Origin of the sequence: Streptomyces sp. 11x1, assembly GCF_032598905.1 — a bacterium.
Classification (GTDB): Bacteria; Actinomycetota; Actinomycetes; order Streptomycetales; family Streptomycetaceae; genus Streptomyces.
On the sequence record NZ_CP122458.1, the window covers coordinates 1,479,236 to 1,502,622 of the forward strand.

20 protein-coding genes are annotated in these 23,387 nt (G+C 71.7%); 6 read left to right on the forward strand and 14 right to left on the reverse strand.

From position 1 onward, the window contains the following. Nucleotides 1-56 precede the first annotated feature (56 nt). The 3 genes from P8T65_RS06650 (at nt 57) to P8T65_RS06660 (ending at nt 3,697) form a co-directional block, all read left to right on the forward strand. The gene (locus tag P8T65_RS06650) at nt 57-923 is read left to right on the forward strand and encodes an SCO6745 family protein (protein ID WP_316724435.1); all 867 of its coding nucleotides are present in this window, start codon (nt 57-59) and stop codon (nt 921-923) included. 86 nt (nt 924-1,009) lie between these two features. After that, nucleotides 1,010-1,153 (forward strand): LPFR motif small protein, encoded by a 144-nt coding sequence (locus P8T65_RS06655; RefSeq protein ID WP_316724436.1) that lies wholly within the window; start codon nt 1,010-1,012, stop codon nt 1,151-1,153. Between the two features lie 156 nt (nt 1,154-1,309). Beyond that, a complete protein-coding gene (locus tag P8T65_RS06660) occupies nt 1,310-3,697 on the forward strand; it encodes a Tex family protein (protein WP_316724437.1) in 2,388 nt (795 codons plus the stop codon). Between the two features lie 232 nt (nt 3,698-3,929). Here the strand turns inward: P8T65_RS06660 and P8T65_RS06665 are convergent, their stop codons facing one another. Both P8T65_RS06665 and P8T65_RS06670 read right to left on the reverse strand, forming a co-directional pair. Further along, nucleotides 3,930-5,570, reverse strand: coding sequence for an ABC-F family ATP-binding cassette domain-containing protein (locus tag P8T65_RS06665; protein ID WP_316724438.1), 1,641 nt, complete (start codon nt 5,568-5,570; stop codon nt 3,930-3,932). A gap of 75 nt (nt 5,571-5,645) precedes the next feature. After that, nucleotides 5,646-6,671, reverse strand: a complete 1,026-nt coding sequence (locus P8T65_RS06670; RefSeq protein ID WP_316724439.1) for an oxidoreductase — start codon at nt 6,669-6,671, stop codon at nt 5,646-5,648. A gap of 66 nt (nt 6,672-6,737) precedes the next feature. On the opposite strand from P8T65_RS06670, the gene P8T65_RS06675 reads away from it, so the two are divergent. Further along, complete coding sequence (locus P8T65_RS06675; RefSeq protein WP_316724440.1) at nt 6,738-7,688, forward strand: FAD-dependent oxidoreductase; 951 nt, start codon at nt 6,738-6,740, stop codon at nt 7,686-7,688. 109 nt (nt 7,689-7,797) lie between these two features. On the opposite strand, the gene P8T65_RS06680 is transcribed toward P8T65_RS06675, so the two are convergent. The 5 genes from P8T65_RS06680 to P8T65_RS06700 all read right to left on the reverse strand — a co-directional run bounded on the left by P8T65_RS06680 (nt 7,798) and on the right by P8T65_RS06700 (nt 14,083). Beyond that, a complete protein-coding gene (locus P8T65_RS06680) occupies nt 7,798-9,522 on the reverse strand; it encodes a BCCT family transporter (RefSeq protein ID WP_316724441.1) in 1,725 nt (574 codons plus the stop codon). Between the two features lie 84 nt (nt 9,523-9,606). After that, complete coding sequence (locus P8T65_RS06685; protein WP_316724442.1) at nt 9,607-10,884, reverse strand: M14 family metallocarboxypeptidase; 1,278 nt, start codon at nt 10,882-10,884, stop codon at nt 9,607-9,609. Then, complete coding sequence (locus P8T65_RS06690; RefSeq protein ID WP_316724443.1) at nt 10,881-12,845, reverse strand: Xaa-Pro dipeptidyl-peptidase; 1,965 nt, start codon at nt 12,843-12,845, stop codon at nt 10,881-10,883. Before P8T65_RS06690 ends, P8T65_RS06685 begins: the two co-directional genes overlap by 4 nt. Before the next feature lie 230 nt (nt 12,846-13,075). Then, the gene (locus tag P8T65_RS06695; RefSeq protein WP_316724444.1) at nt 13,076-13,552 is read right to left on the reverse strand and encodes a hypothetical protein; all 477 of its coding nucleotides are present in this window, start codon (nt 13,550-13,552) and stop codon (nt 13,076-13,078) included. Between the two features lie 51 nt (nt 13,553-13,603). Beyond that, complete coding sequence (locus tag P8T65_RS06700; RefSeq protein ID WP_316724445.1) at nt 13,604-14,083, reverse strand: macro domain-containing protein; 480 nt, start codon at nt 14,081-14,083, stop codon at nt 13,604-13,606. 81 nt (nt 14,084-14,164) lie between these two features. On the opposite strand from P8T65_RS06700, the gene P8T65_RS06705 reads away from it, so the two are divergent. Continuing rightward, nucleotides 14,165-14,932 carry a MerR family transcriptional regulator gene (locus P8T65_RS06705; RefSeq protein ID WP_316724446.1) on the forward strand — a complete coding sequence of 256 codons (768 nt, stop codon included), beginning with the start codon at nt 14,165-14,167 and terminating at the stop codon, nt 14,930-14,932. Between the two features lie 10 nt (nt 14,933-14,942). Here P8T65_RS06705 and P8T65_RS06710 read toward each other — a convergent pair whose 3' ends face one another. The 5 genes from P8T65_RS06710 to P8T65_RS06730 all read right to left on the reverse strand — a co-directional run bounded on the left by P8T65_RS06710 (nt 14,943) and on the right by P8T65_RS06730 (nt 21,137). Then, on the reverse strand, nt 14,943-15,635 hold the full coding sequence (locus P8T65_RS06710; RefSeq protein WP_316724447.1) for a DUF5995 family protein: 693 nt from the start codon (nt 15,633-15,635) through the stop codon (nt 14,943-14,945). A gap of 278 nt (nt 15,636-15,913) precedes the next feature. Next, nucleotides 15,914-18,088: a 3-hydroxyacyl-CoA dehydrogenase NAD-binding domain-containing protein gene (locus tag P8T65_RS06715; RefSeq protein WP_316724448.1), complete on the reverse strand. Its 2,175-nt coding sequence runs from the start codon at nt 18,086-18,088 to the stop codon at nt 15,914-15,916. Between the two features lie 41 nt (nt 18,089-18,129). After that, nucleotides 18,130-19,344, reverse strand: a complete 1,215-nt coding sequence (locus P8T65_RS06720) for an acetyl-CoA C-acetyltransferase (protein WP_230213800.1) — start codon at nt 19,342-19,344, stop codon at nt 18,130-18,132. A 46-nt stretch (nt 19,345-19,390) separates the two neighbouring features. Next, the gene (locus tag P8T65_RS06725) at nt 19,391-20,602 is read right to left on the reverse strand and encodes a CaiB/BaiF CoA-transferase family protein (protein ID WP_316724449.1); all 1,212 of its coding nucleotides are present in this window, start codon (nt 20,600-20,602) and stop codon (nt 19,391-19,393) included. Between the two features lie 154 nt (nt 20,603-20,756). Further along, a complete protein-coding gene (locus tag P8T65_RS06730) occupies nt 20,757-21,137 on the reverse strand; it encodes an MmcQ/YjbR family DNA-binding protein (RefSeq protein WP_316724450.1) in 381 nt (126 codons plus the stop codon). Between the two features lie 103 nt (nt 21,138-21,240). Between P8T65_RS06730 and P8T65_RS06735 the strand changes: the two genes are divergently transcribed. Next, nucleotides 21,241-22,422 (forward strand): saccharopine dehydrogenase NADP-binding domain-containing protein, encoded by a 1,182-nt coding sequence (locus P8T65_RS06735; RefSeq protein ID WP_316724451.1) that lies wholly within the window; start codon nt 21,241-21,243, stop codon nt 22,420-22,422. A 21-nt stretch (nt 22,423-22,443) separates the two neighbouring features. Here P8T65_RS06735 and mmpA read toward each other — a convergent pair whose 3' ends face one another. Further along, nucleotides 22,444-22,590 (reverse strand): morphogenic membrane protein MmpA, encoded by a 147-nt coding sequence (mmpA, locus tag P8T65_RS06740; RefSeq protein WP_184904173.1) that lies wholly within the window; start codon nt 22,588-22,590, stop codon nt 22,444-22,446. A gap of 91 nt (nt 22,591-22,681) precedes the next feature. Next, entirely contained in the window at nt 22,682-23,371 is a 690-nt protein-coding gene (locus P8T65_RS06745; protein WP_316724452.1) for an endonuclease V, read from the reverse strand. Nucleotides 23,372-23,387 lie beyond the last annotated feature (16 nt).

Genomic DNA, 23,387 nt, shown 5'->3' on the forward strand with positions numbered 1-23,387 from the left:
GTGGACGGGCGGGACCGCCCCGCACTCACGTACCAACCGGTCGGTAACCTGCCGTCATGACCTCTTCCCTGCCGGAGCGCGCCGGGCGGCGCTGCCACAGCCTCCTCAATCCGTTCCACTCCGCGCACTACTTCTCGCCGGACCTCGGGCGGCAACTGGCCGCCGTGGGGGTCGAGGACCCGCGGGCGGCGTACTTCGCCGTCCGGGCCGCCGCCCTCGGGCGCGTCGGAGCGGGCGTCGTGACGGCGACGTTCTTCAACTTCCGTCACGAACTGGTGGCGGAGCATGTGCCCGCCGTGTGGGAAACGGCGTCGCCGTCCACGGTGCTGGCGGCCCGTGAGCGCGCTGTCGACGCCACGCTGCGACGGCTGCTCGGCGAGGAACTGCTCGCCTCCGCGGAGGTCGCCGAGGCGGCGGAGCTGGCGCTGCGCGCCACCGAGGCGTGTGTGCGGACCGCACGCCCCCTGTACGCCGCGCACGCCGACCTGCCCGTACCCGAGCGCCCTCATCTCGCGCTCTGGCACGCGACCACCCTGCTGCGCGAGCACCGGGGCGACGGACATCTCGCGGTGCTCCTCGACGCCGGTCTCGACCCGGTCGAGGCACTGGCCAGCCACTCCGCGACCGGGAAGGGCATGTCCCCGAAGTGGGCGGTCGCCACCCGCGGCTGGACGCGGGTCGACTGGGACGCCGCGAACGCCCGGCTGCGCGAGCGCGGGCTGCTCGACGCCGACGGCGGACTGACGGAGGCGGGCGTGGCGCTCCGCAGGGACATCGAGGACGCGACCGACCGCCTCGACCTGGCCCCCTACGAGCATCTGGGCGCGGCCGGGGTGGAGCGGCTGACCGAGCTGATGACCGGGCTGGTGACGACGATGCTCGGCGCGGGGGCGTTCCCGGCGGGGATGATCGGCAAGGGCTGAGCGCGCGACGCGCAGGCATGAACGACACCGGACGCGGTACTCGATCGTTCCTGGCCCAGTCAGCCGGGAGACGAAAGGGGAAGTACGTGTTCCGTGCGATCGCAGACGTGTTGCGGCAGATCGGTGGGGCCATCGCGACGGTGGTCACGCTGCCGTTCCGGGCCGTGGCCCGGCTCTTCGGGGGCACGTCGAGCTCGACGCGCCGCACCGGGCGGGCCCGCCGGGCCTGAGGACGGCCAGGCCGTACAGACCTGGGAGCCGGACGCGGGATCGCGTCCGGCTCCTCCGCTGTCCGGGACCCGCGCGTTTGCCGCCCTGAGCCCCCGCTGTCCGTGCCACCTGCCACAATTGCCGCGCAACCTCAGTGGAGAAGGCGGTACGGGAACGTGACGACACCCGGGTCCATCGAAGTACGGTCCATCGAAGGCAGGATCGCCGAGGAGCTCGGCGTACGGGAGCGGCAGGTCAAGGCCGCGGTGGAACTGCTCGACGGCGGTTCGACCGTGCCCTTCGTCGCCCGCTACCGCAAGGAAGCGACCGAGATGCTCGACGACGCGCAGCTGCGCACGATCGAGGAGCGGCTGCGCTATCTGCGGGAGCTGGAGGAGCGGCGGAGCGCGATCCTCGACTCGGTGCGCGAGCAGGGCAAGTTGACGCCCGAGGTCGAGGCGCAGATCCGCGCCGCCGAGACCAAGGCCCGTCTGGAGGACATCTACCTCCCCTTCAAACCGAAGCGGCGCACCAAGGCGCAGATCGCCCGCGAGGCCGGTCTCGAACCGCTGGCCGAGGGCCTGCTCGGGGACCCGACCGTCGAGCCGCTGGCCGCCGCCGCGGCGTTCGTGGACGCCGAGAAGGGTGTGTCCGACCCGCAGGCCGCCCTGGACGGCGCGCGGGCGATCCTCACCGAGCGGTTCTCCGAGGACGCCGACCTGATCGGCGAGCTGCGCGAGCGCATGTGGGTACGGGGCCGGCTCGCCGCCAAGGTCAAGGACGGCAAGGAGGACGCGGGCGCCAAGTTCGCCGACTACTTCGACTTCTCGGAGCCGTTCACCGAGCTGCCCTCCCACCGCATCCTGGCGATGCTGCGCGGCGAGAAGGAGGACGTCCTCGATCTCGTCCTGGAGCCGGAGGAGCCCTCCGAGCAGCCCGGCCCCTCCTCCTACGAGGGGATCGTCGCGCATCGTTTCCAGATCGCCGACCGGGGCCGGCCCGCCGACAAGTGGCTCACGGACACGGTCCGCTGGGCCTGGCGGACCCGCATCCTCGTCCACCTCGGCATCGACCTCAGGCTGCGGCTGCGGACGGCCGCCGAGGACGAGGCGGTGAACGTGTTCGCGGCGAACCTGCGCGACCTGCTCCTCGCCGCCCCGGCCGGGACGCGCGCGACGCTGGGCCTGGACCCGGGCTTCCGTACGGGTGTGAAGGTCGCCGTGGTGGACGCCACCGGCAAGGTCGTCGCCACCGACGTCATCTACCCGCACGTCCCGGCCAACAAGTGGGACGAGGCCATCGCCAAGCTGGCGCGCCTGGCCAAGGAGCACGCGGTCGAACTGGTCGCGATCGGCAACGGCACAGCGTCCCGGGAGACGGACAAGCTCGCCGGTGAACTGATCACCAAGCACCCGGAGTTGAAGCTCACCAAGGTGATGGTGTCCGAGGCGGGCGCCTCCGTGTACTCGGCGTCGGCGTTCGCCTCCGCGGAGCTGCCCGGGATGGACGTCTCGCTGCGGGGCGCCGTGTCGATCGCGCGCCGGCTGCAGGACCCGCTGGCCGAGCTGGTCAAGATCGACCCCAAGTCGATCGGTGTCGGGCAGTACCAGCACGACCTGTCCGAGGTGAAACTCTCCCGTTCCCTGGACGCGGTGGTCGAGGACTGTGTGAACGGCGTGGGCGTGGACGTGAACACGGCCTCCGCGCCACTGCTGGCCCGGGTCTCCGGCATCTCCTCCGGGCTCGCCGAGAACATCGTGGCCCACCGCGACGCCAACGGCCCCTTCACCTCGCGTTCCGAGCTCAAGGGCGTGGCACGGCTCGGCCCCAAGGCGTACGAGCAGTGCGCGGGCTTCCTGCGGATCCGGGGCGGCTCGGACCCGCTGGACGCGTCCAGCGTGCACCCGGAGGCGTACCCCGTGGTCCGGCGGATGGTGAAGAGCTCGGGGCAGGAGGTGGCGGCGCTCATCGGCAACACGGGGGTCCTGCGGTCGCTCAGGCCGGCGGACTTCGTCGACGGGACCTTCGGTCTGCCGACCGTGTCGGACATCCTCAAGGAGCTGGAGAAGCCGGGGCGGGATCCCCGGCCCGCCTTCAAGACCGCCACCTTCAAGGAGGGCGTCGAGAAGATCTCCGACCTGGAGGCCGGGATGGTGCTCGAAGGGGTCGTGACGAACGTCGCGGCGTTCGGAGCGTTCATCGACGTCGGTGTCCACCAGGACGGGCTGGCGCATGTCTCCGCGCTGTCCCGGACGTTCGTGAAGGACCCGCGTGATGTGGTCAAGCCCGGGGACATCGTGAAGGTGAAGGTGCTCGACGTCGACGTGCCGCGCAAGCGGATCTCGTTGACGTTGCGGTTGGACGACGAGGCTGCGCCGAAGGGGGCGGCCGGGCAGTCCGGTGGGGGTGCTCGGCAGCAGCGGGGTGGCCGTGGGGGGCCTGCGCCTCGGCAGCAGGGGCGTGGGGGTGGGGGCCGGCAGGGGAGTGCGGCTGCTGCGCCGGCCAACAGTGCGATGGCGGATGCGTTGCGGCGAGCGGGGTTGGTGGACAAGAAGCGCGGCTGAGGTGTCGGCGGGGGTTTTCTCGCCCCCGCCGCCCCTACCCGTCCCATCCAGAAGGGGCTGCGCCCCTCTGCCCCCCAGGCGTCCGTCCGGTGGGGGGTGGTCGCGCAGTTCCCCGCGCCCCTCAAAAAGCAGGGGCTGCGCCCCGTGCTTTTTACCCCTGAGGGCCGGAGGCCCTTCAGGGGCGCGGGGAGCTGCGCGAGAAGCCCCACTCAGCCGCGGCCGGCGGTGGTGCTCACTGCTCCGTCACCTTGCCCGCCTCCACGACCAGACGGCGGGTCACTCTTACCGCGTCCAGCATGCGGCGGTCGTGGGTCACCAGGAGCAGCGTGCCCTCGTAGGAGTCCAGCGCTGACTCCAGTTGTTCGATGGCCGGGAGGTCCAGGTGGTTCGTGGGCTCGTCGAGGATGAGGAGGTTGACTCCTCGGCCCTGGAGGAGGGCCAGGGCCGCGCGGGTGCGTTCGCCTGGGGACAGGGTGATCGCCGCACGTAGGACATGGTGGGACTTCAGGCCGAACTTGGCCAGGAGGGTGCGCACTTCGGCCGGCTCGGTGTCGGGGACCGCCCCACAGAAGGCGTCGAGGAGGGACTCGGGGCCGTGGAAGAGGGCGCGGGCCTGGTCGACCTCACCGACCAGGACCCCGGAGCCCAGGGCGGCGTGGCCCGAGTCCAGGGGGACCCGGCCGAGGAGTGCACCGAGGAGTGTCGACTTGCCCGCGCCGTTCGCGCCGGTGATGGCGACGCGGTCCGCCCAGTCGATCTGCAGGGAGACCGGTCCGAAGGCGAAGTCGCCGCGCCGCACCTCCGCGTCGCGCATCGTGGCGACCACGGCGCCGGAGCGCGGGCCCGCCGCGATCTCCATGCGCAGCTCCCACTCCTTGCGCGGCTCCTCCACCACATCGAGCCGTTCGATCATGCGCTGGGTCTGCCGGGCCTTCGCGGCCTGCTTCTCGCTCGCCTCGCTTCGGAACTTGCGGCCGATCTTGTCGTTGTCGTTGCTCGCCTTGCGCCGCGCGTTCTTGACGCCCTTGTCCATCCACGAGCGCTGCATCTGGGCACGGTCCTGCAGCGCGGCCTTCTTGTCGGCGTACTCCTCGTAGTCGTCGCGGGCGTGCCGGCGGGCCGTCTCGCGCTCCTCCAGGTAGGCCTCGTAGCCGCCGCCGTAGAGGTTGATCTGGTTCTGGGCGAGGTCGAGTTCGAGGACCTTGGTGACCGTGCGGGTGAGGAACTCGCGGTCGTGGCTGACGACGACCGTGCCCGCGCGCAGGCCGGAGACGAAGCGTTCGAGTCGCTCCAGGCCGTCCAGGTCGAGGTCGTTGGTGGGCTCGTCGAGGAGGAAGACGTCGTAGCGGGAGAGGAGGAGGGAGGCGAGTCCGGCGCGGGCGGCCTGGCCGCCGGAGAGGCCGGTCATGGGTTGGTCCAGGTCCACGCCGAGCCCCAGGGTGTCGGCGACCTCCTCCGCCCGCTCGTCGAGGTCGGCGCCGCCCAGGTCGAGCCAGCGCTCCAGGCTCACCGAGTACGCGTCGTCGGCGCCCGGCGCGCCCTCCACCAGCGCCTGCGTGGCCTCGTCCATCACCCGCTGGGCCTCGGCCACCCCCGTGCGCCGGGCCAGGAACTCCCGTACGGTCTCGCCCTCCCGCCGCTCGGGCTCCTGCGGCAGGTGTCCCACGGTCGCCGTGGGCGGGGACAGCCGCAGCTCGCCCTCCTCCGGCGGGAGCAGGCCGGCGAGCAGACGCAGCAGCGTGGACTTGCCGGCGCCGTTGGCTCCGACCAGACCGATCACATCACCGGGGGCGACGACGAGGTCCAGCCCGGAGAAGAGCGAGCGGTCGCCGTGTCCGGCTGCGAGGTTCTTGACGACGAGGGTGGCGGTCACAGGGGGTGATTTTACGGCCCCTGTCACAGACTCGGGGCGCTGCCCCGGACCCCCTTCGCGCAGTTCCCCGCGCCCCTACAGCGCCATCGGTTCCACCAGCACCGTCCCGGAGGTGCGGGCCACGATGAACGATTCTCCCTTCGCCGCCTTCGGGTCCAGACCGATGCGGTGCCGGCCCGCCGGGAGGATGCCGTCGAAGAAGCGGTAGGTGTGGGGTCGGTAGAGACGGTCGAGGCGGTAGGCGGTGAGCTCCACCCGGCAGGTGGAGGTGATCTCGATGCCGGCCTGCCCGTCGGCGGCGACCAGACGGGTGAGGCGGCGCTGTTCGGCCGGGCTGCGGTCGAGGGCGTGTTCGATCTGGGCGACGAGGAGCGGGATGATCGGGGCGAGTCCGTCGACGTACGCGACCTGGACCCCCGCGCGGTCGAAGGCCGCCCGCACGGCGTCGCGGTCCGCCTTGCCGACGGCCCGGCCGAAGGCCACGGCACCGTAGGCGCGCAGCTCTTCCGGGGGCACGCCGGTGGCGTCCTGCGCTATGTCGGCACCGATGCCGATGGCGCGCAGGGCGGCGGCGAGTCTGGCGAGCACGGCGACGCGGGCGCCGATGAGGAGGACCCGCCGGGCCGACGGCTCGGGGCCCGACTCGCACAGCAGGGACCGCAGGGCGCCGCGGTACTCGGCGCCCTGGAAGCGGAAGGGGCCGATGCCGGTGTAGCCGTTGAGCCTGAGGTCGGCCTCCTCCTCCGTCTGCCAGGCGAAGTCCCGCCACACGAAGTCGTCGCCGTCCCGCTCTATGACCGCGGTCACCGCTCCGCAGGCGAGGTCGGCGCATTCGGGGCAGCCGTAGATGACGTGACGGCCGCTTCTCAGGGGTGCCTCGGCCTCCAGGAGCAGACTGCGCACCTGGGCGGTGAAGATCGAGGGCGGGACGTCGGAGGCCAGGGGGGAGACGGCGTCGAGGTCGGAGAGCTGGAACAGCAGCGGGCGTCCGTCGACGATGAAGTCCACGAAGTCCCGGTGCACTTGGTAATCACCGTTGGCGAGGACGCCACCGGCTCGCATCGCCGGTGCCAGGCCGAAGGTCGCGTACTCGGCAGACATGGTGTGAGTATCCCCACAAAGGAAGACTTGTGAGCACGGCATGACATATTCCGTTAACGTCCCCGGGTGACCAGTGAATCGAACAGTGACGTGATCGTGGTCGGTGGCGGCGTCGTCGGTCTCACGACGGCCGTCGTGCTGGCGGAGAGCGGCAGCCGGGTCCGGGTGTGGGCGCGGGAGCCCGGGGAGCGCGCGACGTCCGGCGTCGCGGGTGGACTGTGGTGGCCGTACCGGATCGAGCCGGAGGAACTGGTCGGCGCGTGGGCGCTCGACACCCTCGACGTGTACGAGGGGCTGGCGGCCCGGCCGGACGAGACGGGCGTACGCATGGTCGAAGGCGTACACGGTGGGACCACGTTGGACGGGCTCGGCGCGTGGGCCTCGCGGGTGGCCGGGCTGCGGTTGGCGACGGCCGGGGAGTACCGGGGTGTCGGGCTGTGGGCGCCGCTGCCGCTGCTCGACATGCCGGTCCATCTGCGGTGGCTGCGCGAGCGGTTCGTCGCGGCGGGCGGCGTCGTGGAGGAGCGCACGGTGACCGACCTCGCGGCGGTCGACGCCCCCGTGGTCGTCAACTGCACGGGGATCGGCGCGCGGGAGCTGGTGCCGGACCCGTCCGTACGGCCGGTGCGGGGGCAGCTGGTCGTCGTGGAGAACCCGGGGATCACCACCTGGCTCACCTCGGTGGACCATTCCGGTTCCGAGAGCACGTACTTCATCCCGCAGCCGGGCGGGCTGATCCTCGGTGGTACGGCGGAGGAGGACGCCTGGTCCCTGACGCCGGACCCGGTGATCGCGGAGGCGATCGTGAGGCGGTGTGCGGCAGTTCGGCCCGAGATCGCCGGGGCGCGGATCGTCGAGCACCGGGTCGGGCTGCGACCCTCGCGCCCGGCGGTCCGCCTGGAGCGGGAACTCCTGCCGGGCGGGAGGGTGTTGGTGCACAACTACGGGCACGGTGGGGCAGGGGTGACGGTGGCCTGGGGGTGCGCGCGGGTCGCTGCGCGGCTGGCCACGGGTTGAGCGGGCGTCGGGAAGGAGGGGGTCGTCGGTCGGGTGCGGGTCGTGGGGGCTGGTCGCGCAGTTCCCCGCGCCCCTGGTGGGGCGCGGGGCGCCCTGCCCCGGCGCGTGTCTACTCCGCGCGATGCCCGATCGGGTCCCCCTCGATCTCCGTGCCCTGGCCCGGACCGACCCTGATCTCGAATTCGCCGTCATAGCGCTTGTGGCCCTCGATGACGGCCAGTTCGACCGCTTCGGAGGCCATCTCCTCGCGGACCATCACGGGGTCCCGCCGCAGGTCGCGCATCATCGCGACGCACATGCCGATCATCACCAGGACGAACGGCGCGGCGGCCAGGATCGTGAGGTTCTGCAGGCCGGTCAGGGCGTCTCCCTGGCCACTGCCGACGAGGAGCATGATCGCGGCGACGGCCCCGGTGACGATGCCCCAGAAGACGACGACGAAGCGGCCGGGTTCGAGCGCGCCACGCTGCGAGAGCGTGCCCATGACGATGGATGCGGCGTCGGCGCCGGAGACGAAGAAGATGCCGACGAGGATCATCACGAGCAGGCTGGAGACCGTGGCCAGGGGGAACTCGTGCAGGACCGCGAAGAGCTGACCTTCAGGTGTGGCCTCCTCACCGAGCCGGCCCTGTCCCTGGAGCCGCATCGCCGTGCCGCCGAAGACCGCGAACCAGACGAGGCTGACCGTGCTGGGGACGAGGATGACGCCGCCGACGAACTGGCGGATGGTGCGGCCGCGGCTGATGCGGGCGATGAACATGCCGACGAAGGGCGTCCAGGAGATCCACCACGCCCAGTAGAAGACGGTCCAGCTGCCGAGCCAGTCGGCCACACCCTCGCCACCAGAAGCCTCGGTGCGGCCCGCGAGTTGGGGCAGGTCGCCGAGGTAGGAGAAGACCGAGGTCGGCAGAAGGTCGAGGACCAGGATGGTGGGTCCGGCGACGAAGACGAAGACGGCCAGCAACAGGGCCAGCACCATGTTGGTGTTGGACAGCCACTGGATGCCCTTCTCCACCCCGGAGACGGCGGAGGCCACGAAGGCCAGGGTCAGGACGGCGATGATCGCGACGAGCAGGCCGGTGCCGACCTTGTCCATCCAGTTCAGTTCGCGAAAGCCCGAGCCGATCTGGAGGGCACCGAGGCCCAGGGAGGCCGCCGAACCGAAGATCGTGGCGATGATCGCCAGGATGTCGATGGCCCGGCCGACGGTGCCGCCTGCGCGCTTCTCGCCGATCAGCGGGGTGAAGACGGCACTGATGGTCTGACGGCGCTGCTTGCGGAAGGTGCTGTAGGCGATGCCGAGGCCGACCACCGCGTAGATCGCCCAGGGGTGCAGCGTCCAGTGGAACAGGGTGGTCGCCATCGCCGTTTCCATGCGCTCGCCGGAGCCCTGGGGGCCGGTGCCCGGCGGGGGCGAGGTGTAGTGGGCGAGGGGCTCACTCACGCCGTAGAACATCAGGCCGATGCCCATGCCGGCGCTGAACATCATGGCGACCCAGGAGACCGTGCGGAACTCGGGTTTCTCGCCCTCGACGCCGAGGTGGATGCGGCCGTAGCGGCTGACCGCGAGCCACAGGGCGAAGACGACGAAGCAGGAGGCGGCCAGCATGAACGCCCAGCCACCGTTGTGGATGAGGCCGTTCAGCATCTTGCCGGAGACGGTTTCGAGCGCGTCGGTCCAGATGGCGCCCCAGAGCACGAAGGCCAGGGTGAGGGCCGCCGTCACACCGAACACTACGGGGTCCGTCCGGGGCCGCCCGCCGCCGGGGAGACCCGCCTCCGAGCCTGGAAGCGCGCCTCCCCCGTGGTGGGTGGTGCGATGATCGTGCGTCACAGGTGGAACCTTTCAGCGAGTGGCTGGAACTGACCTTCTCCTGCCCAGGAACCCCTACCACATGTGACTTCGATCCTTTCTCTTTCAACAGTCGGCGTCGGGCACCCCTTCCGTCAGGCGGTACGGGGCCTGCGCGTCGAACAGCAGCGGGACCAGCGCGCGGAACGGCTGGCGCAGCGGTACCAGGACGCCGCCCCCGTCGCCGTCGGTTTCCGGCCGTACGCGGACGCCGTGCAGCGCCAGCTCGTCGGCGACCTCCTCGTACTGCTGTGGGGTGAGCCGGTAGCCGCAGGGCGGGTCCTCGATCACCTCGGCGGGTTCGGCGGGGTCGTTGTCGGCGCCGCCGACATAGACCGGGCCGGTGTCGCGGAGGCCGGCCAGACGGGCCGCGCCGGTCACCCGGTCCACCTGTCGGCCGCGTTCGACGGCGAAGCCGAACAGGCCCTTCAGGGCGGCGAGTTGGGAGTACACCCGGCGCAGGTTGTTGACCGGCTCCGGGGTGTCGGCCGTCAGGGGTTCCACCCTGCTCTCGATCAGCAGCCCGACCGAGTGCTTGATTCCCGACATGTTGCGCAGAATGCGCTCCTGGCCGTCGCCGGCGACCTGGCGGATCGGGTCGCCGGTCACCGGGTCGGTCCAGATGCCGTAGGTGCCGGTCGAGTGGCCCGCGGCCCCGGCGGCCGGGCGTACGTGGCCGAGGGAGAGCGTGCGCGCCTCAGCGTGGACGGCCGGGTCGGTGTTGAGGTTGCGCGGCCAGAGGTCGAAGAGATCCTTGTCGTAGTACTGCGGGGTGGCGCCGTATTCGTGCAGGTCGTAGACGATGTCGGGCCGGCGGTCGCGCACGACGGCGGCGAGGGCCCGCGCCTCGGCGGTCCGCAGGGCGAGGTGGTCGCGGTTGATGTCGACGCCGTCGCCGTTGCCCCGGGTGCCGGCGGCCCGGCCGTCGGGGTTGGCGGTGGGGACGACGAGCACCGTGGTGGATCTCAGCAGCCGTTCGGTCCGCTCGTCCCTGGCGAAGGCGAGGTCGCGCAGGGTGGTGAGGCAGGCCTCGCGGCCGGAGGGCTCGTCGCCGTGCTGGCTGCAGATGAGCAGGACCGTGCGCGAGGTGGGGCGGGTGCCGATCCGGACGAGCTGGAGCGGACGGCCCTGCTCGGTGGTGCCGATCCGGGTCGTCGACACCCGGTCGCTCGCCCGGTCGACGGCGGCCAGGAAGGCCTGCTCCTCGGGCTGGCCGGTCCAGCGTGCACCGCCCGACCGCTCGAATCCGGTGCGTGGCAGAGCGGTGTCCGTCGCGTGCGCCGGAGTCGACAGCAGGGGCACTGCGAGGGCCGTGGCGAGCAGTGCCGCGATGCGGGCCCTCACACGCCACCGCCCGGGACGCGGGCGGCCCGGCTCGGGTCGCGTACGCCGTCGAGGACCGAGGCCTCCGGGCGGGCGATGGTGCCCGAGGTGGCCTTCGCGAAGGCCGCGCCGCCGCCGACCAACGGGACCTGCGCGGAGGTGCGCTTGAGGTCGATGGTCAGGGTGGGCGTGCTGGACGGCGGGTCGATGAGGTCCTCGTCGGTGCCCGCGATGATCAGTGCGAGACGGTGTCCGGCCGGGACGACGTGATCGCTCGCGTGCAGGTCGAGGGTGATCGTGTACGGGGTGCCGGGGGTGAGCGGGGCGCCCGTGGCGGAGGAGTGGTTGCCGAGGTCGGCCCAGCCGCGGCTGAAGATCGTGTAGTCGACGTCCGCGGTCTTGGCCTTCGTCTCCCGGAAGCAGGAGCTGTCACCGGTGGTGCTGGGGCCCCAGCAGGTGCGTTCGGTGAGGGTGGTGATGCCCTCGCCGGCGGTGGAGTAGTCGCGGATGGTGTCCGGGCCGAGGTCCACGAGGACCGCCGAGAGGTGGGCGCTTGAGGTGGTGGGCGTGGCGGTGACGGTCACCTTGGAGGAGCCGGAGAGCCGCAGGTCCTGTGTGAGGGGCGCGGTGACGAAGCCCGCCTTCTCCGGGGTGGACCTGTCGACGTGGGCGGCCCAGTCGGTCTCGTTCAGCGTGGGGTCGTCGGTGAAGGTCTCGGTGCCGGACCGCTTGCGCAGGCCGAGGGTGCCGACACCGGGCGCGGTGCCCTCGGCGGGGCGCAGGGTCGTGGCCTTGGTGGCGCGCGGCGGCCAGACCCTGGACGTCTCCCACTGGTCCGGGTGGCGTTCGATGTCGGCCATCGGCTCGTCGTCGATGCCGTTGTCGTAGCCGAGGAGTTCGTGGTCGAACCAGCGGTGCAGGGTGTCGACCCAGGCGGCGCGGCGGAAGTCGAAGGGGTCGACGTGGCCGACCTCGGAGAGCCAGATCTTCCGCTCGACGCCGTGCTTCGCGAGCGCGTCCCACCACTGGCCGAAGTGCTTGGGGCGGACGTTGAGGTCCTGCTGACCGTGGACGACGAAGACGCTGGCGTCGATCTTCCGCACGTCCTTGACGTAGTCCCGCTCGGTCCACAGCGGGGTCCAGTCGCCGGTGCGCGGGGCGCCGTCGACGAGTCGCTGCTGGACATGGCCGCACTTGGCGCGGGCGACGGGGCTCTCGACGTAGTCGGAGAGCCACTCGGGGCCGGAGTTGTAGAGGGGGGCGCCCTTGGCGAAGTAGTAGTCGTACCAGGAGGAGATCGCGCCGATCGGCACGATGGTCTCCAGGCCCTCGACGCCGGTGGCGGCCACGCCGCCCGCGATCGTACCGTCGTAGCTCTTGCCGATCATGCCGGTCCTGCCGTTGGTCCAGCCGGCCCTGGTCTTGGTGCTTCCCGTACGGGTGGTGTACGCCCGGCCTCGGCCATTGAGCCAGTCGACCACCGCCTTGGCCGACTGGATGTCGGAGCGGCCGCCGACGTCCACACAGCCGTCGGAGCGGTTGGTTCCCGCGAGGTCGACGGCGACGAACGCGTAGCCGCGGGGCACGAAGTAGTTGTCGTAGAACAGCGGCATCTGAACGACGTTCCCGTTCGCGTCGTACGTCTTGCGCTGACTCTCGTTGCCGCGCCCACAGCAGGAGTAGTACGGGCTGGCGTCCATGATCACCGGGATCTTCCGGCCTCGCAGGGCGGGTTCACTCGGGCGGACGATGTCGACGGCGACCCGGTCCGGCTTCCCGTCGCGGTCGCCGTCGAGCCCGGTGTCCACCCAGACGGATTCACGGACGGCGTTCTCGTACGAGTAGACCGGCTCACTCTTGCGGGGCTCCGGGGTGCCGGCGGCCGCCGGGGTGAGGATCGTGGCGGTGAGGGCGGCGGCCGTGGCGGCCGTCGCGAACGATCTCCAGGTCGTGAAGCGTGCACGTCGCACAGATATCGGCATGCGCGGACGGTACTGCGGTCAACTCCCGTGCGACAGAGGGACTTTTGGATACTCGTGGGACTTCGGCCAGGGTGTGGCCGGAAAGGAGCGTGGGGCCGGTCACTCGTGACGGCCGAATGGCGATCGTGTGACAGGGACGGCCATGGGCACCCGGACGGCGCTCGACCGCGGGTTCGTCGTGGCTTGTCGCGCAGTTCCCCGCGCCCCTGAAAGGTGGGCTTCGCCCTCTCTCAGGGGCGCGGCTGGACCTTCGCCTCGACGTGCTCTCCGAGGATTCTGGTCGCCAGGTTCGCGGCCAGTTCGGTTACGTGGTCGTGGAGTTCGGCCTCGGCTCTTGCTCGGTCCGCGGCCAGGCGGGCGTGGCCCTCGGTGAGGAGGGTGGTGTACTCGCGTCGGCCGTCGGTGCGGGCCTCGGCGATCAGGGCGGTGCCCTTCTCGACGGCGCGCTGACGGATGCGGGCGGCCTCGTGCCGGGCTTCGGCCAGGGTCTGCGCCACCTCCGCCCGCTTGATCCGGGCCTGCTCCCGCAGGACTTCGGCCTCGGCCTCGGTCCCCTTCGTAACGGCCTCGCGTTCGTCCAGGACGCGCTGGATCCGGGGCACGAGCCGGACGAAGAAGAGGAACACGAGCGCGAACAGCACGGCCGCGACGACGAGTTCCCCCACGACGGGGTTCAACGGGCCGATGTCCATCGGGAGCAGATCCATACGGGTGCCCTACCCGTTCCCCGGCGTGCGGTACCGCGCGCCGGCCCCGGATCAGTCCCCGTGGTCGTACACCGTCACCGCTGTTCCGCGCCGGACCAGCCGGTCGAGGATCAGGGGCTCGACCCGGGACCACTTGCCACCGGCGAGTCCGCAGCCGATGCGGGGCATGTGGACCGACGCGTCGAGTTCGAGGGCCTTGTCGGCGAGCAGACCGAGGGCCGTGTCGATGGCCTCGTAGCGAACGGGCGCCCCCTTGCTGCCGGTGCGGGTGCCGTGCTGGCCTATCAGGTTCGCCACCCAGGTGTGGCGGCCGACCTGGACGAACTGGCCGGAGCCGAGCCCGAAGTCGTTGCTCGCGCGGTCGCGGTGCCAGGCACGGTAGGCGGCCTCCGGCTCCGGCCAGCGGCGGGACAGGGCGAGGACGAAGCCCTTGCCCCAGCCGCCCAGGTCGTTGCAGACATGGGCGATGACCTTGACGCCCTTGCCCAGCGGCACGGTCGCGTCGCCCCGGACGTATGTGATCCCCGACATGACGCCACCGTACGGGGCGGCACTGACAGTCCGTGCCGGCCGAGGTGTCACGGCACTGGTGGGACAGCGATACTGCTGTGCATGACGACCGACATCGGGGAGGGCTCCGGCTCCGGCTCCGGCTCCGGCTCCGGCTCCGGCTCCGGCTCCGGCTCCGGCTCCGGCTCCGAGGAGATCGTTCTCACCGTCGACGAGCTGGCCGCGCGGGCGGGGGTCACGGTGCGTACGGTCCGCTTCTACGGCACCCGGGGCCTGCTGCCGCCGCCGGAGATCGGGCCCCGCCGTGTCGGCCACTACGGTCGGGAGCACCTGGCCCGGCTCGCGCTGATCGAGGAGCTGCAGCGGCAGGGCATGACACTGGCGGCCATCGAGGGGTATCTGCGCAGGCTGCCGCCGGACCTCACCCCGCGCGACCTCGCGCTCCAGCGCGCGGTGGTGGCCTCCTGGGCGCCGGACGCGGTGGCTACGGTCACCCGGGAGGAGCTCGACCGGCGGGCGGGGCGGGTCCTGGGCGAGGCGGACGTCGAACGGCTCGTGGCGATGGGCGTGGTCGAGCGGGACGGCGACGAACTCCGGGTGGACCCGGGGCTGCTCCGGCTGGGCGTGGAACTGCTCGGCGTACCCCTGTCGGAGGAGTCGATCCGCGCCGCGCGGACCGTGCTGATCGAGCATTCGCGCGCGGCGGCCCAGGAGTTGTCGCGGCTCTTCCGCGACGCGGTGGCGGAACGCGATCCGCAGGCCGTGAAGTCCCTGTCGGCCCATATGCAACCGCTGGTCGTGCAGGCCCTGTTGACGACGTTTCAGCGATCGTTGAAGGACGAGCTGAGCCAGTGGGCGTCCGGGTCCTGAGCCGCGGCGTTCACCGCACGGCCCGGTCCAGGTGGGCGATGACGGCGGGCACGTCGTCGCTCTCGGTGTTCCGGATCAGTTGCAGGGCGGGACGGACGAGGCCGCCGGGACGGGCGATCAGCCGGGCGAGGACGGCGGCCCGGATGTCGAGCCGCTCGACGGTCGCCGCGCGCTCCTCCTCGTCCTGACCGGCCAGCAGCACCGCGTTGAACCAGGCCTCCTCTCTCGACCTCCGGACGCTGAAGTCGAGGATCCGCTCGTCGGTGCGGGCTCCGACCTGGTCCAGCAGCGACATCAGGGGCGAGAGGGCGCCTCTGCGAGTCCTGCACAGCCAGCACCACCCGCCCGAGGATGTCGTTGATGAGCAGGAAGTCGCGTCGTAGCGCGTGGATCTCTCCCCCCCCGGGCTGGTCCGGGCGGCGGCGACGGCCAGGTCCAGGTTGATGTGCGCGTTCACGCCGAGGAGCAGATGCTGGACGATGACGGTGTCGGCGTCGTCGAGCAGCCCGAACGTCTCGCGCCAGCAGCGCGGCCCGCTCCGGTCACGGCCCCAGGCGTCGTACGCCTCGAAGTAACGGTTGCCGAAGAGGGTGTCGAAGCGGTCCATCCGGGCGCCGTCGTCGAACAGCCCCTGGTGAATGGCCGTGCGGACCTCGACGGTCACCTGTCGGTACAGCGCCGCGAAGTACCCCCACCCGGCCACCGTCCCGGCGCGCCTCCCGCACCACCTGGGCGAGCCCGTCCACGACCTCGTCGATGTTCCCGGCCACCACCATGCCCAACTCCTCCCCACAGCCGCACAGTTCGACCAGCACTCCCATGAAAGGACCGCGCCCCGTCAGGGGCGCGGGGAACTGCGCGAGAAGCCCCACCCAGCCGCGGACGTAGAACGCACCGAGGGGGTCGAAGGGGCGCAGCCCCTGGGGACGGGAAGGGTAGGGGCGGCGGGGGCGAAAGGAACGCCCCAGCCACCCCCCAACCTCACTCGTCCCCGAACCGCTCCCCCTTCTCCGCCTTCTCCACCAACAGCGCCGGCGGCTCGAACCGCTCCCCGTAACGCCCGGCCAGCTCACGCGCTCGCGCGACGAACCCGGGGAGCCCGCCCTCGTAACCGTTGATGTACTGCAGCACCCCACCGGTCCACCCGGGGAACCCGATCCCGAAGATCGACCCGATGTTGGCGTCGGCGACGGACGTCAGCACGCCCTCCTCCAGCAGCCGCACGGTGTCCAGCGCCTCCGAGAAGAGCATCCGCTCCTGCATGTCCCGGAAGGGAATCCGGTGCCCCGGCTTCGTGAAGTGCTCGCGCAGTCCGGGCCAGAGCTTGGCGCGGCGGCCGTCGGGCCCGTAGTCGTAGAACCCGGCGCCACCGCTGCGGCCGGGGCGGCCGAACTCGTCGACCATGCGGTCGATCACGGCCTCGGCAGGATGCACGGTCCAGGTGCCGCCCGCCTCCTCCACGGCCCGCCGGGACTCGGCGCGGATCTTGCGGGGCAGGGTGAGGGTCAGCTCGTCCATGAGGGAGAGGACCTTGGCGGGGTAGCCCGCCTGGGCCGCCGCCTGTTCGACGGACGCGGGCTCGATGCCCTCACCGACCATCGCGACACCCTCGTCGATGAAGTGGCCGATGACCCGGGAGGTGAAGAAGCCGCGCGAGTCGTTGACGACGATCGGGGTCTTCTTGATCTGCCGGACCAGGTCGAAGGCGCGGGCCAGGGCCTCGTCGCCGGTCTGCTCACCCTTGATGATCTCGACGAGCGGCATCTTGTCGACGGGTGAGAAGAAGTGCAGGCCGATGAAGTCGGACCGGCGGACGACGCCCTCGGCCAACTCGGTGATGGGGAGGGTGGAGGTGTTGGAACAGAGCAGGGCGTCCGGTGCCACGATCCCCTCGATCTCCTGGAACACCTTGTGCTTGAGCTCGGTGTTCTCGAACACGGCTTCGATGACGGCGTCGCAGCCCGCGAGGTCGGCCGGGTCGGCGGTGGGGGTGATCAGGGCGAGGAGGGCGTCGGCCTTCTCCTGGGTGGTGCGGCCCTTGGCGACCGCCTTGGCGCAGAGCTTCTCCGAGTACCCCTTGCCCTTCGCGGCCGCTTCGGGCGTCACGTCCTTCAGGACGACCTCGATGCCCGCGCGGGCACAGGAGTACGCGATGCCGGCGCCCATCATCCCGGCGCCGAGGACGGCGACCCTGTGGACCTTGCGGGGCTCGATGCCCCGGGGGCGGTTCGCGCCGGAGTTCACGGCCTGGAGGTCGAAGAAGAACGCCTGGATCATGTTCTTCGAGGTCTGGCCGGCGGCCAGCTCCACGAAGTAGCGGGCCTCGATGACCTGGGCGGTCTCGAAGTCGACCTGGGCGCCCTCGACGGCGGCGGCGAGGATCCTGCGCGGCGCCGGGTAGGGCGCGCCGCCCGTCTGCTTGCGCAGGGTGGCGGGGAAGGCGGGCAGGTTCGCCGCGAACTTCGGGTGGGCGGGGGTGCCGCCGGGGATGCGGTAGCCGGGCTTGTCCCAGGGCTGCTGCGACTCGGGGTTGGCGTCGATGAAGGCGCGGGCCTTGTCCATCAACTCCTCCCGGGTGGCGGCCACTTCATGGATCAGGCCGTTGTCCAGGGCGCGCCGCGGGGAGTACTGGGTGCCCTGGAGCAGCACCTTCAGCAGGGCGTCGGTGATGCCCAGCAGCCGGACGGTGCGGACCACGCCGCCGCCTCCGGGGAGGAGGCCGAGGGTGACCTCGGGGCAGCCGATCTTGGAGCCGGGGGCGTCGAGGGCGACGCGGTGGTGGCAGGCGAGCGCCAGCTCGTAACCGCCGCCGAGGGCGGCGCCGTTGATCGCCGCGACGACCGGCTTGCCGAGGGTCTCGATGCGGCGGAGGTTGCGCTTGATCTCCAGGCCGCCGTCGAACAGCTGCTGTGCGGTGTCGGGGGTGACCTTGATGAGGTCGCGGAGGTCGCCGCCGGCGAAGAAGGTCTTCTTGGCGGAGGTGATGATGACACCGCGGATGGTGTCCTTCTCGGCCTCCAGCCGGTCGGTGGTCACCGCGAGGGAGTCGCGGAATGCCTGGTTCATGGTGTTCGCGGACTGGTCGGGGTCGTCGATGACGAGGGTGACGAGGCCCGTGCGGTCCTGTTCCCAGCGGATGGTGGTGCTCTCGGTCATAGCGGGGGTCTCCGTAGAAGTCTCTTGGTTCCGCCGGGGTTTCAGACGCGTTCGACGATCGTCGCGATGCCCATGCCGCCGCCCACGCAGAGCGTGGCCAGCCCGTACCGCTTGTCCTGGCGCTCCAGTTCGTCGACGAGCGTGCCGAGGATCATCGCCCCGGTCGCGCCGAGCGGGTGGCCGAGCGCGATCGCGCCGCCGTTGACATTGACCTTGTCGAGGGAGAGGCCCATGTCCTTGACGAAGCGGAGCACGACGGCGGCGAACGCCTCGTTGATCTCGACGAGGTCGATGTCGTCGATGGTCAGCCCGGCCCGGGCGAGGGCCTTGCGGGTCGCGGGCGCGGGGCCGGTGAGCATGATGGTGGGCTCGGAGCCGGAGACGGCCGCGGAGACGATCCGGGCGCGCGGGCGCAGGCCGTAGCGCTCGCCGATCTCCTTGGTGCCGATGGCGACGAGGGCAGCGCCGTCCACGATGCCGGAGGAGTTGCCCGCGTGATGGACGTGGTCGATCTCCTCGACCCAGTGGTACTCCTGCAGGGCCACCGCGTCGAAGCCACCCAACTCGCCGATGTCCGCGAAGGAGGGCTTCAGCTTGGCGAGCGAGTCGGCCGTGGTGCCGGGCCGCAGGTGCTCGTCGTGGTCGAGGACGACCAGTCCGGAGCGGTCCTTGACGGGGACCACGGACCGGTCGAACCGGCCGTCCTTCCAGGCGGCCGCCGCCCGCTCCTGGGAGAGTGCCGCGTACTCGTCCACGTCGCGCCGGGAGAATCCCTCGATCGTGGCGATGAGGTCGGCGCCGATGCCCTGCGGCACGAAGTTGACCGCCAGGTTGGTCATCGGGTCGTTGAACCAGGCGCCGCCGTCGGAGGCCATCGGCACCCGGGACATCGACTCGACGCCGCCCGCGAGCACCAGGTCCTCCCAGCCCGAACGGATTTTCGCGGCGGCCAGGTTGACGGCCTCCAGGCCCGAGGCACAGAAGCGGTTCTCCTGGACGCCGGCCACGGTGTCGGGCAGGCCGGCAGCGATCGCGGCGGTCCGGGCGATGTCGGAGCCCTGGTCGCCGACCGGGCCGACAACGCCGAGCACGACGTCGTCGACGGCTGCCGGGTCGAGACCGGGGAAGCGGTGCTGGACCTCGTGGATCAGTCCGACGACGAGGTCGATCGGCTTGGTGCCGTGCAGGGAGCCGTTCGCCTTGCCGCGGCCGCGCGGGGTGCGGATCGCGTCGTACACGTACGCTTCGGTGCTCACGAGTCTGGCCTTTCGGTGGCGGGAGGGTGCGGCCCGGGGGCCGGTGTCAGTCGGTGTCCTTCGCGGCGACGGCCTCGGCGGACGCGTCTGCGGTGGCGACGGCCGTGTCGGCGGCGGTCTCGGCGGACGCGTCGGGCAGGAGGCCCGCTATGCCCCAGTCGTGGGCGACGTCCGCCGTGTCGGCGCCCGGCTGGGCGGGTCCGGTGCGCACCGAGGTGTGGGTGGCGGAGAAGCGGGGCGCCGGGGCGGGCTGGGTGATGCCGCCGAAGTCGGTGAAGGTGCCCCGGGCCGCGAGATGCGCGTGGTGCGGCGCCTCGCGCAGGGACAGGACGGGGGCCACACAGGCGTCGGAGCCCTCGAACACGGCCGTCCACTCGTCCCTCGTACGGGTCTTGAAGCGGGCCGCGATCGTCTCGCGCAGATCGCCCCAGGCGGCCGTGTCCTTGCGGGCCGGGGCCCGGTCCCCGATGCCCAGGAGCTCGACGAACTCTTCGTAGAACTGCTGCTCCAGGGCGCCCACGGCGACGTACTGGCCGTCGGCGGTCTCGTAGGTGCCGTAGAAGGGGCAGCCGCCGTCCAGGAGGTTGGCGGCGCGGCGGTCCTGCCAGCCGCCCGCGGCGAGCATGCCGTGGAGCATCGCGGACAGGTGCGAGGCGCCGTCGACGATGGCCGCGTCCACGACCTGCCCGGCGCCGGTCGCGCGGGCGTGGTGGAGGGCGGCGAGGACGCCGACGACGAGATAGAGGGAGCCACCTGCGTAGTCGCCGAGGAGGTTGGCGGGGGCGACGGGCGGCGTGCCGGGGGCCCCGGTCATGCCGAGGGTGCCGGTCAGGGCGAGGTAGGCGATGTCGTGGCCGGCGCGCTGGGCGAGCGGGCCCTGCTGGCCCCAGCCGGTCATCCGGCCGTAGACCAGCCTCGGGTTGCGGGTGTGGCAGGTCTCGGGGCCGACGCCGAGGCGTTCGGCGACGCCCGGCCGGTAGCCCTCGATCAGGATGTCGGCGCGTTCGGCGAGGTCGAGGACGGTGTCCGGGCCGCCAGGGGACTTCAGGTCGACGATCACCGAACGCTTGTTGCGGTTGGTGACGTCGTACAGCGGGTTCACCGCGAGGCCCGCGCCGCCCGGTCGGTCGACGCGGACGACGTCGGCGCCGAGATCACCGAGGAGCATCGCGGCGAACGGTCCCGGGCCGATGCCCGCGAGTTCGACCACGCGCACACCGGCGAGCGGACCGTGCCCAGGCGTCTTCGCCACTGACATCGAGCCCCCAGCTCTGTGACACAAATGATGTAACACCAGTGATGTTAAAACGTGTTCCACTCCGCACAAGCCCCGAATGAGCAAACGCTTAGTCATTGTGCCCCCAGTCGTGGCGGGTGTCAGCCCGGCGGCCACCAGGTCCCCGGCACCGCCCTCAGCGGGCCTCCAGCTCCGCTATGAGCCGCTTCGGGGCGATCACGCGGTAGCTCTCCTCGACCCAGTCGCACAGCAGCTCCGCGCCCGGAGCGCCCTTCTCCTCCAGCGGCACGCGCACCCAGCCGGACCTGCCCAGGCCGTACCCCGCCGGTTCGGCGCCGGGGCAGGTCAGGGCGTGGGCGTGGGTCTCCTCGTCCTTGAGCTTCACGGTGACGCCCAGCGGATAGCCGCCGTCATCCGTCCCGAGGAACACGAACACCTTCCTGTTGACCTTCGCGACGCTCTCGCCCCACGGGAACTCCTCGACCGCGCCGGGCATCCCGAGGGCGAACTCGCGCACCTTCTCCCATTTTTTCAGGGCGCTCTTCGGTACGGTCACGGCCACCTCCGGATCCCGCGCACGCGGCTGCTCGTCCCTCACGCTAGCCTCAGCGACCGACAACGGCGCGTGGACGGGCCGTGGGCGAGTGCTGAGGGGTTCCATGAGCAACGGGCAGGACAGGGCGGAGCGGGCGTACGACATCGTGCTCTACGGGGCCACGGGGTTCGTCGGGGAGCTCACCGCGGAGTATCTCGCCGCCAACGCGCCCGAAGGGCTGCGCTGGGCGATCGCCGGGCGCAACGCGGAGAAGCTCGCCGCGCTGCGCGAGCGGCTGCCCGGCGGCGCGGGGATCGGTGTGCTCCGGGCGGACGGGTCCGATCCGGACGCCGTGCGCGAACTCGCCCGTCAGGCACGGGTGGTGGCCACGACCGTCGGTCCGTACATCACCCACGGCGAGGAGTTGGTGGCCGCCTGCGCGGACGAGGGAACCGACTATCTGGATCTCACCGGCGAACCCGAGTTCGTCGATCTGACGTTCGTCCGGCACGACGCCCGCGCGCGGGAGACCGGCGCCCGCATCGTGCACGCCGCCGGCTTCGACTCGATACCGCACGACCTGGGCGCGTACTTCACGGTGTGTCAGCTCCCGGACGACGTGCCGATCACCGTGGACGGATTCGTGCGCGCCGAGGGCATGTTCTCGGGCGGCACGTTCAACTCCGCGCTCACCGGGTTCTCCCGCGGCCGGGAGACGATGGCCGCCGCACGGGACCGCAAGCGGCACGAACCGCGGCTGGTGGGACGCCGGGCGTACGCGCCGGTGAGCGCCCCCCGGTTCGCCAAGGAGGTCGGGGCGTGGGCGTTGCCGCTGCCGACCATCGACGCGCAGGTGGTGCAGCGCTCGGCGCGCGCCCTGCGGCGCTACGGGCCGGACTTCCGCTACCGCCACTACGCGGCCGTCAAAACGCTGCCCTTCGCGGTGGGCGGCGTCGCGTTCGTCGGCGCGGTCGTCGCCGCCGCCCAGGTGCCCCCCGTGCGGCGCTGGCTGGGCGACCGGCTCAAGCCGGGCGAGGGCCCGAGCGCGGACAAGCGGGCGAGGAGCTGGTTCTCGGTGCGGTTCGTCGGCGAGGGCGGCGGACGCCGGGTCTTCACGGAGGTCGCGGGCGGCGATCCCGGCTACGGCGAGACGGCGAAGATGTTCGCCGAGTCCGCCCTGTGCCTGGCCCTCGACGACCTCCCGGCCACGGCGGGTCAGGTCACGACGGCGGTCGCGATGGGCGACGCGCTGATCGAGCGGCTCCGCGCGGCGGGGATCACGTTCCGGGTGGCGGCGACCCGGTGACAGGGTGAGGCGCCGACCGGTCTACTGCGCCCACCCGGTCAGCGTGTAGACCATCCCGGCGATCCAGGCCAGTCCGGCGAACACGGCGAGGAGCAGGCCGGTCGTCACGGCACGCTCGACCGACTGGGTGGGGCCGGCGGCGGGCTTCGGGGCTCGGTGCGTCGTCATACGGCACAGCCTGCCGATCATGACGACGCACCGGCATCCGTACAGGTACTCAGTTCGTACTCAAGCCTCTTGCGCGACCCCCGGCTTCGCGTCAGGACGTCGTCGTCCGGAGGGCTTCGCGGCACAGGGAGTCGGCCCTGCGGGTGGTCTCCGGGAGGCGGTAGGACGGGGTGAGGGCGAGGGTGTGGGCGCAGGCGTTGTCCAGGTCGACGCGGTGGCCGACGGAGACGAAGACCGGCTTGACGGCGTCGCGGGTGCGCAGCGCGCGGCCCACCTCCTCGGTGCCCGCGAGGAGCGGGGACGCGCTGCCGCGCGCGGCGCCCGGGTCGTCGTAGGTGAAGGTGAAGGGGTTCTTGGCGACGCCGATCGTGGGGAGGCCGGTCAGGACGCCGAGGTGCGCGGCGAGGCCGAAGCGGCGCGGATGCGCGAGGCCGTAGCCGTCGCAGACGACGAGGCCGGGGTCGCACGGCAGCGCGTCGAGCGCGGCCAGCACCGTCGGGATCTCGCGGAAGGCCAGCAGGCCGGGGACGTAGGGGAAGGAGACCTGCCCGGTCGCCGTGGCCTCGGCGACCACGTCGAGCGTGGCCGCGTCCAGCACCACGGCCGCCGCCGCGACCACGTTCCGCTCGTCGTCGTACGCCACGTCGACGCCGGTGACCCGGCCGCTGCCCGGCGGTGGTCCGGTCTCGTCGAGCACCACCCTCCCCCGCAACTCGTCCTGCACGGCGAGGGCTTGCTCTTCGGTGGCGGGCCAGCCCGCCGGGATGCGTACGGTCGTCATGGTGCCGACGAGCGTA

Excerpts from the sequence above, each read along its gene's own strand:
- P8T65_RS06650 (WP_316724435.1), top strand. The coding sequence starts at position 57 with ATGACCTCTTCCCTGCCGGAGCGCGCCGGGCGGCGCTGCCACAGCCTC.
- P8T65_RS06670 (WP_316724439.1), bottom strand. The coding sequence starts at position 6,671 with ATGTCTGCCGAGTACGCGACCTTCGGCCTGGCACCGGCGATGCGAGCC.
- P8T65_RS06690 (WP_316724443.1), bottom strand. The coding sequence starts at position 12,845 with ATGCCGATATCTGTGCGACGTGCACGCTTCACGACCTGGAGATCGTTC.
- P8T65_RS06695 (WP_316724444.1), bottom strand. The coding sequence starts at position 13,552 with ATGGATCTGCTCCCGATGGACATCGGCCCGTTGAACCCCGTCGTGGGG.
- P8T65_RS06700 (WP_316724445.1), bottom strand. The coding sequence starts at position 14,083 with ATGTCGGGGATCACATACGTCCGGGGCGACGCGACCGTGCCGCTGGGC.
- P8T65_RS06705 (WP_316724446.1), top strand. The coding sequence starts at position 14,165 with ATGACGACCGACATCGGGGAGGGCTCCGGCTCCGGCTCCGGCTCCGGC.
- P8T65_RS06715 (WP_316724448.1), bottom strand. The coding sequence starts at position 18,088 with ATGACCGAGAGCACCACCATCCGCTGGGAACAGGACCGCACGGGCCTC.
- P8T65_RS06725 (WP_316724449.1), bottom strand. The coding sequence starts at position 20,602 with ATGTCAGTGGCGAAGACGCCTGGGCACGGTCCGCTCGCCGGTGTGCGC.
- P8T65_RS06735 (WP_316724451.1), top strand. The coding sequence starts at position 21,241 with ATGAGCAACGGGCAGGACAGGGCGGAGCGGGCGTACGACATCGTGCTC.
- mmpA (WP_184904173.1), bottom strand. The coding sequence starts at position 22,590 with ATGACGACGCACCGAGCCCCGAAGCCCGCCGCCGGCCCCACCCAGTCG.
- P8T65_RS06745 (WP_316724452.1), bottom strand. The coding sequence starts at position 23,371 with ATGACGACCGTACGCATCCCGGCGGGCTGGCCCGCCACCGAAGAGCAA.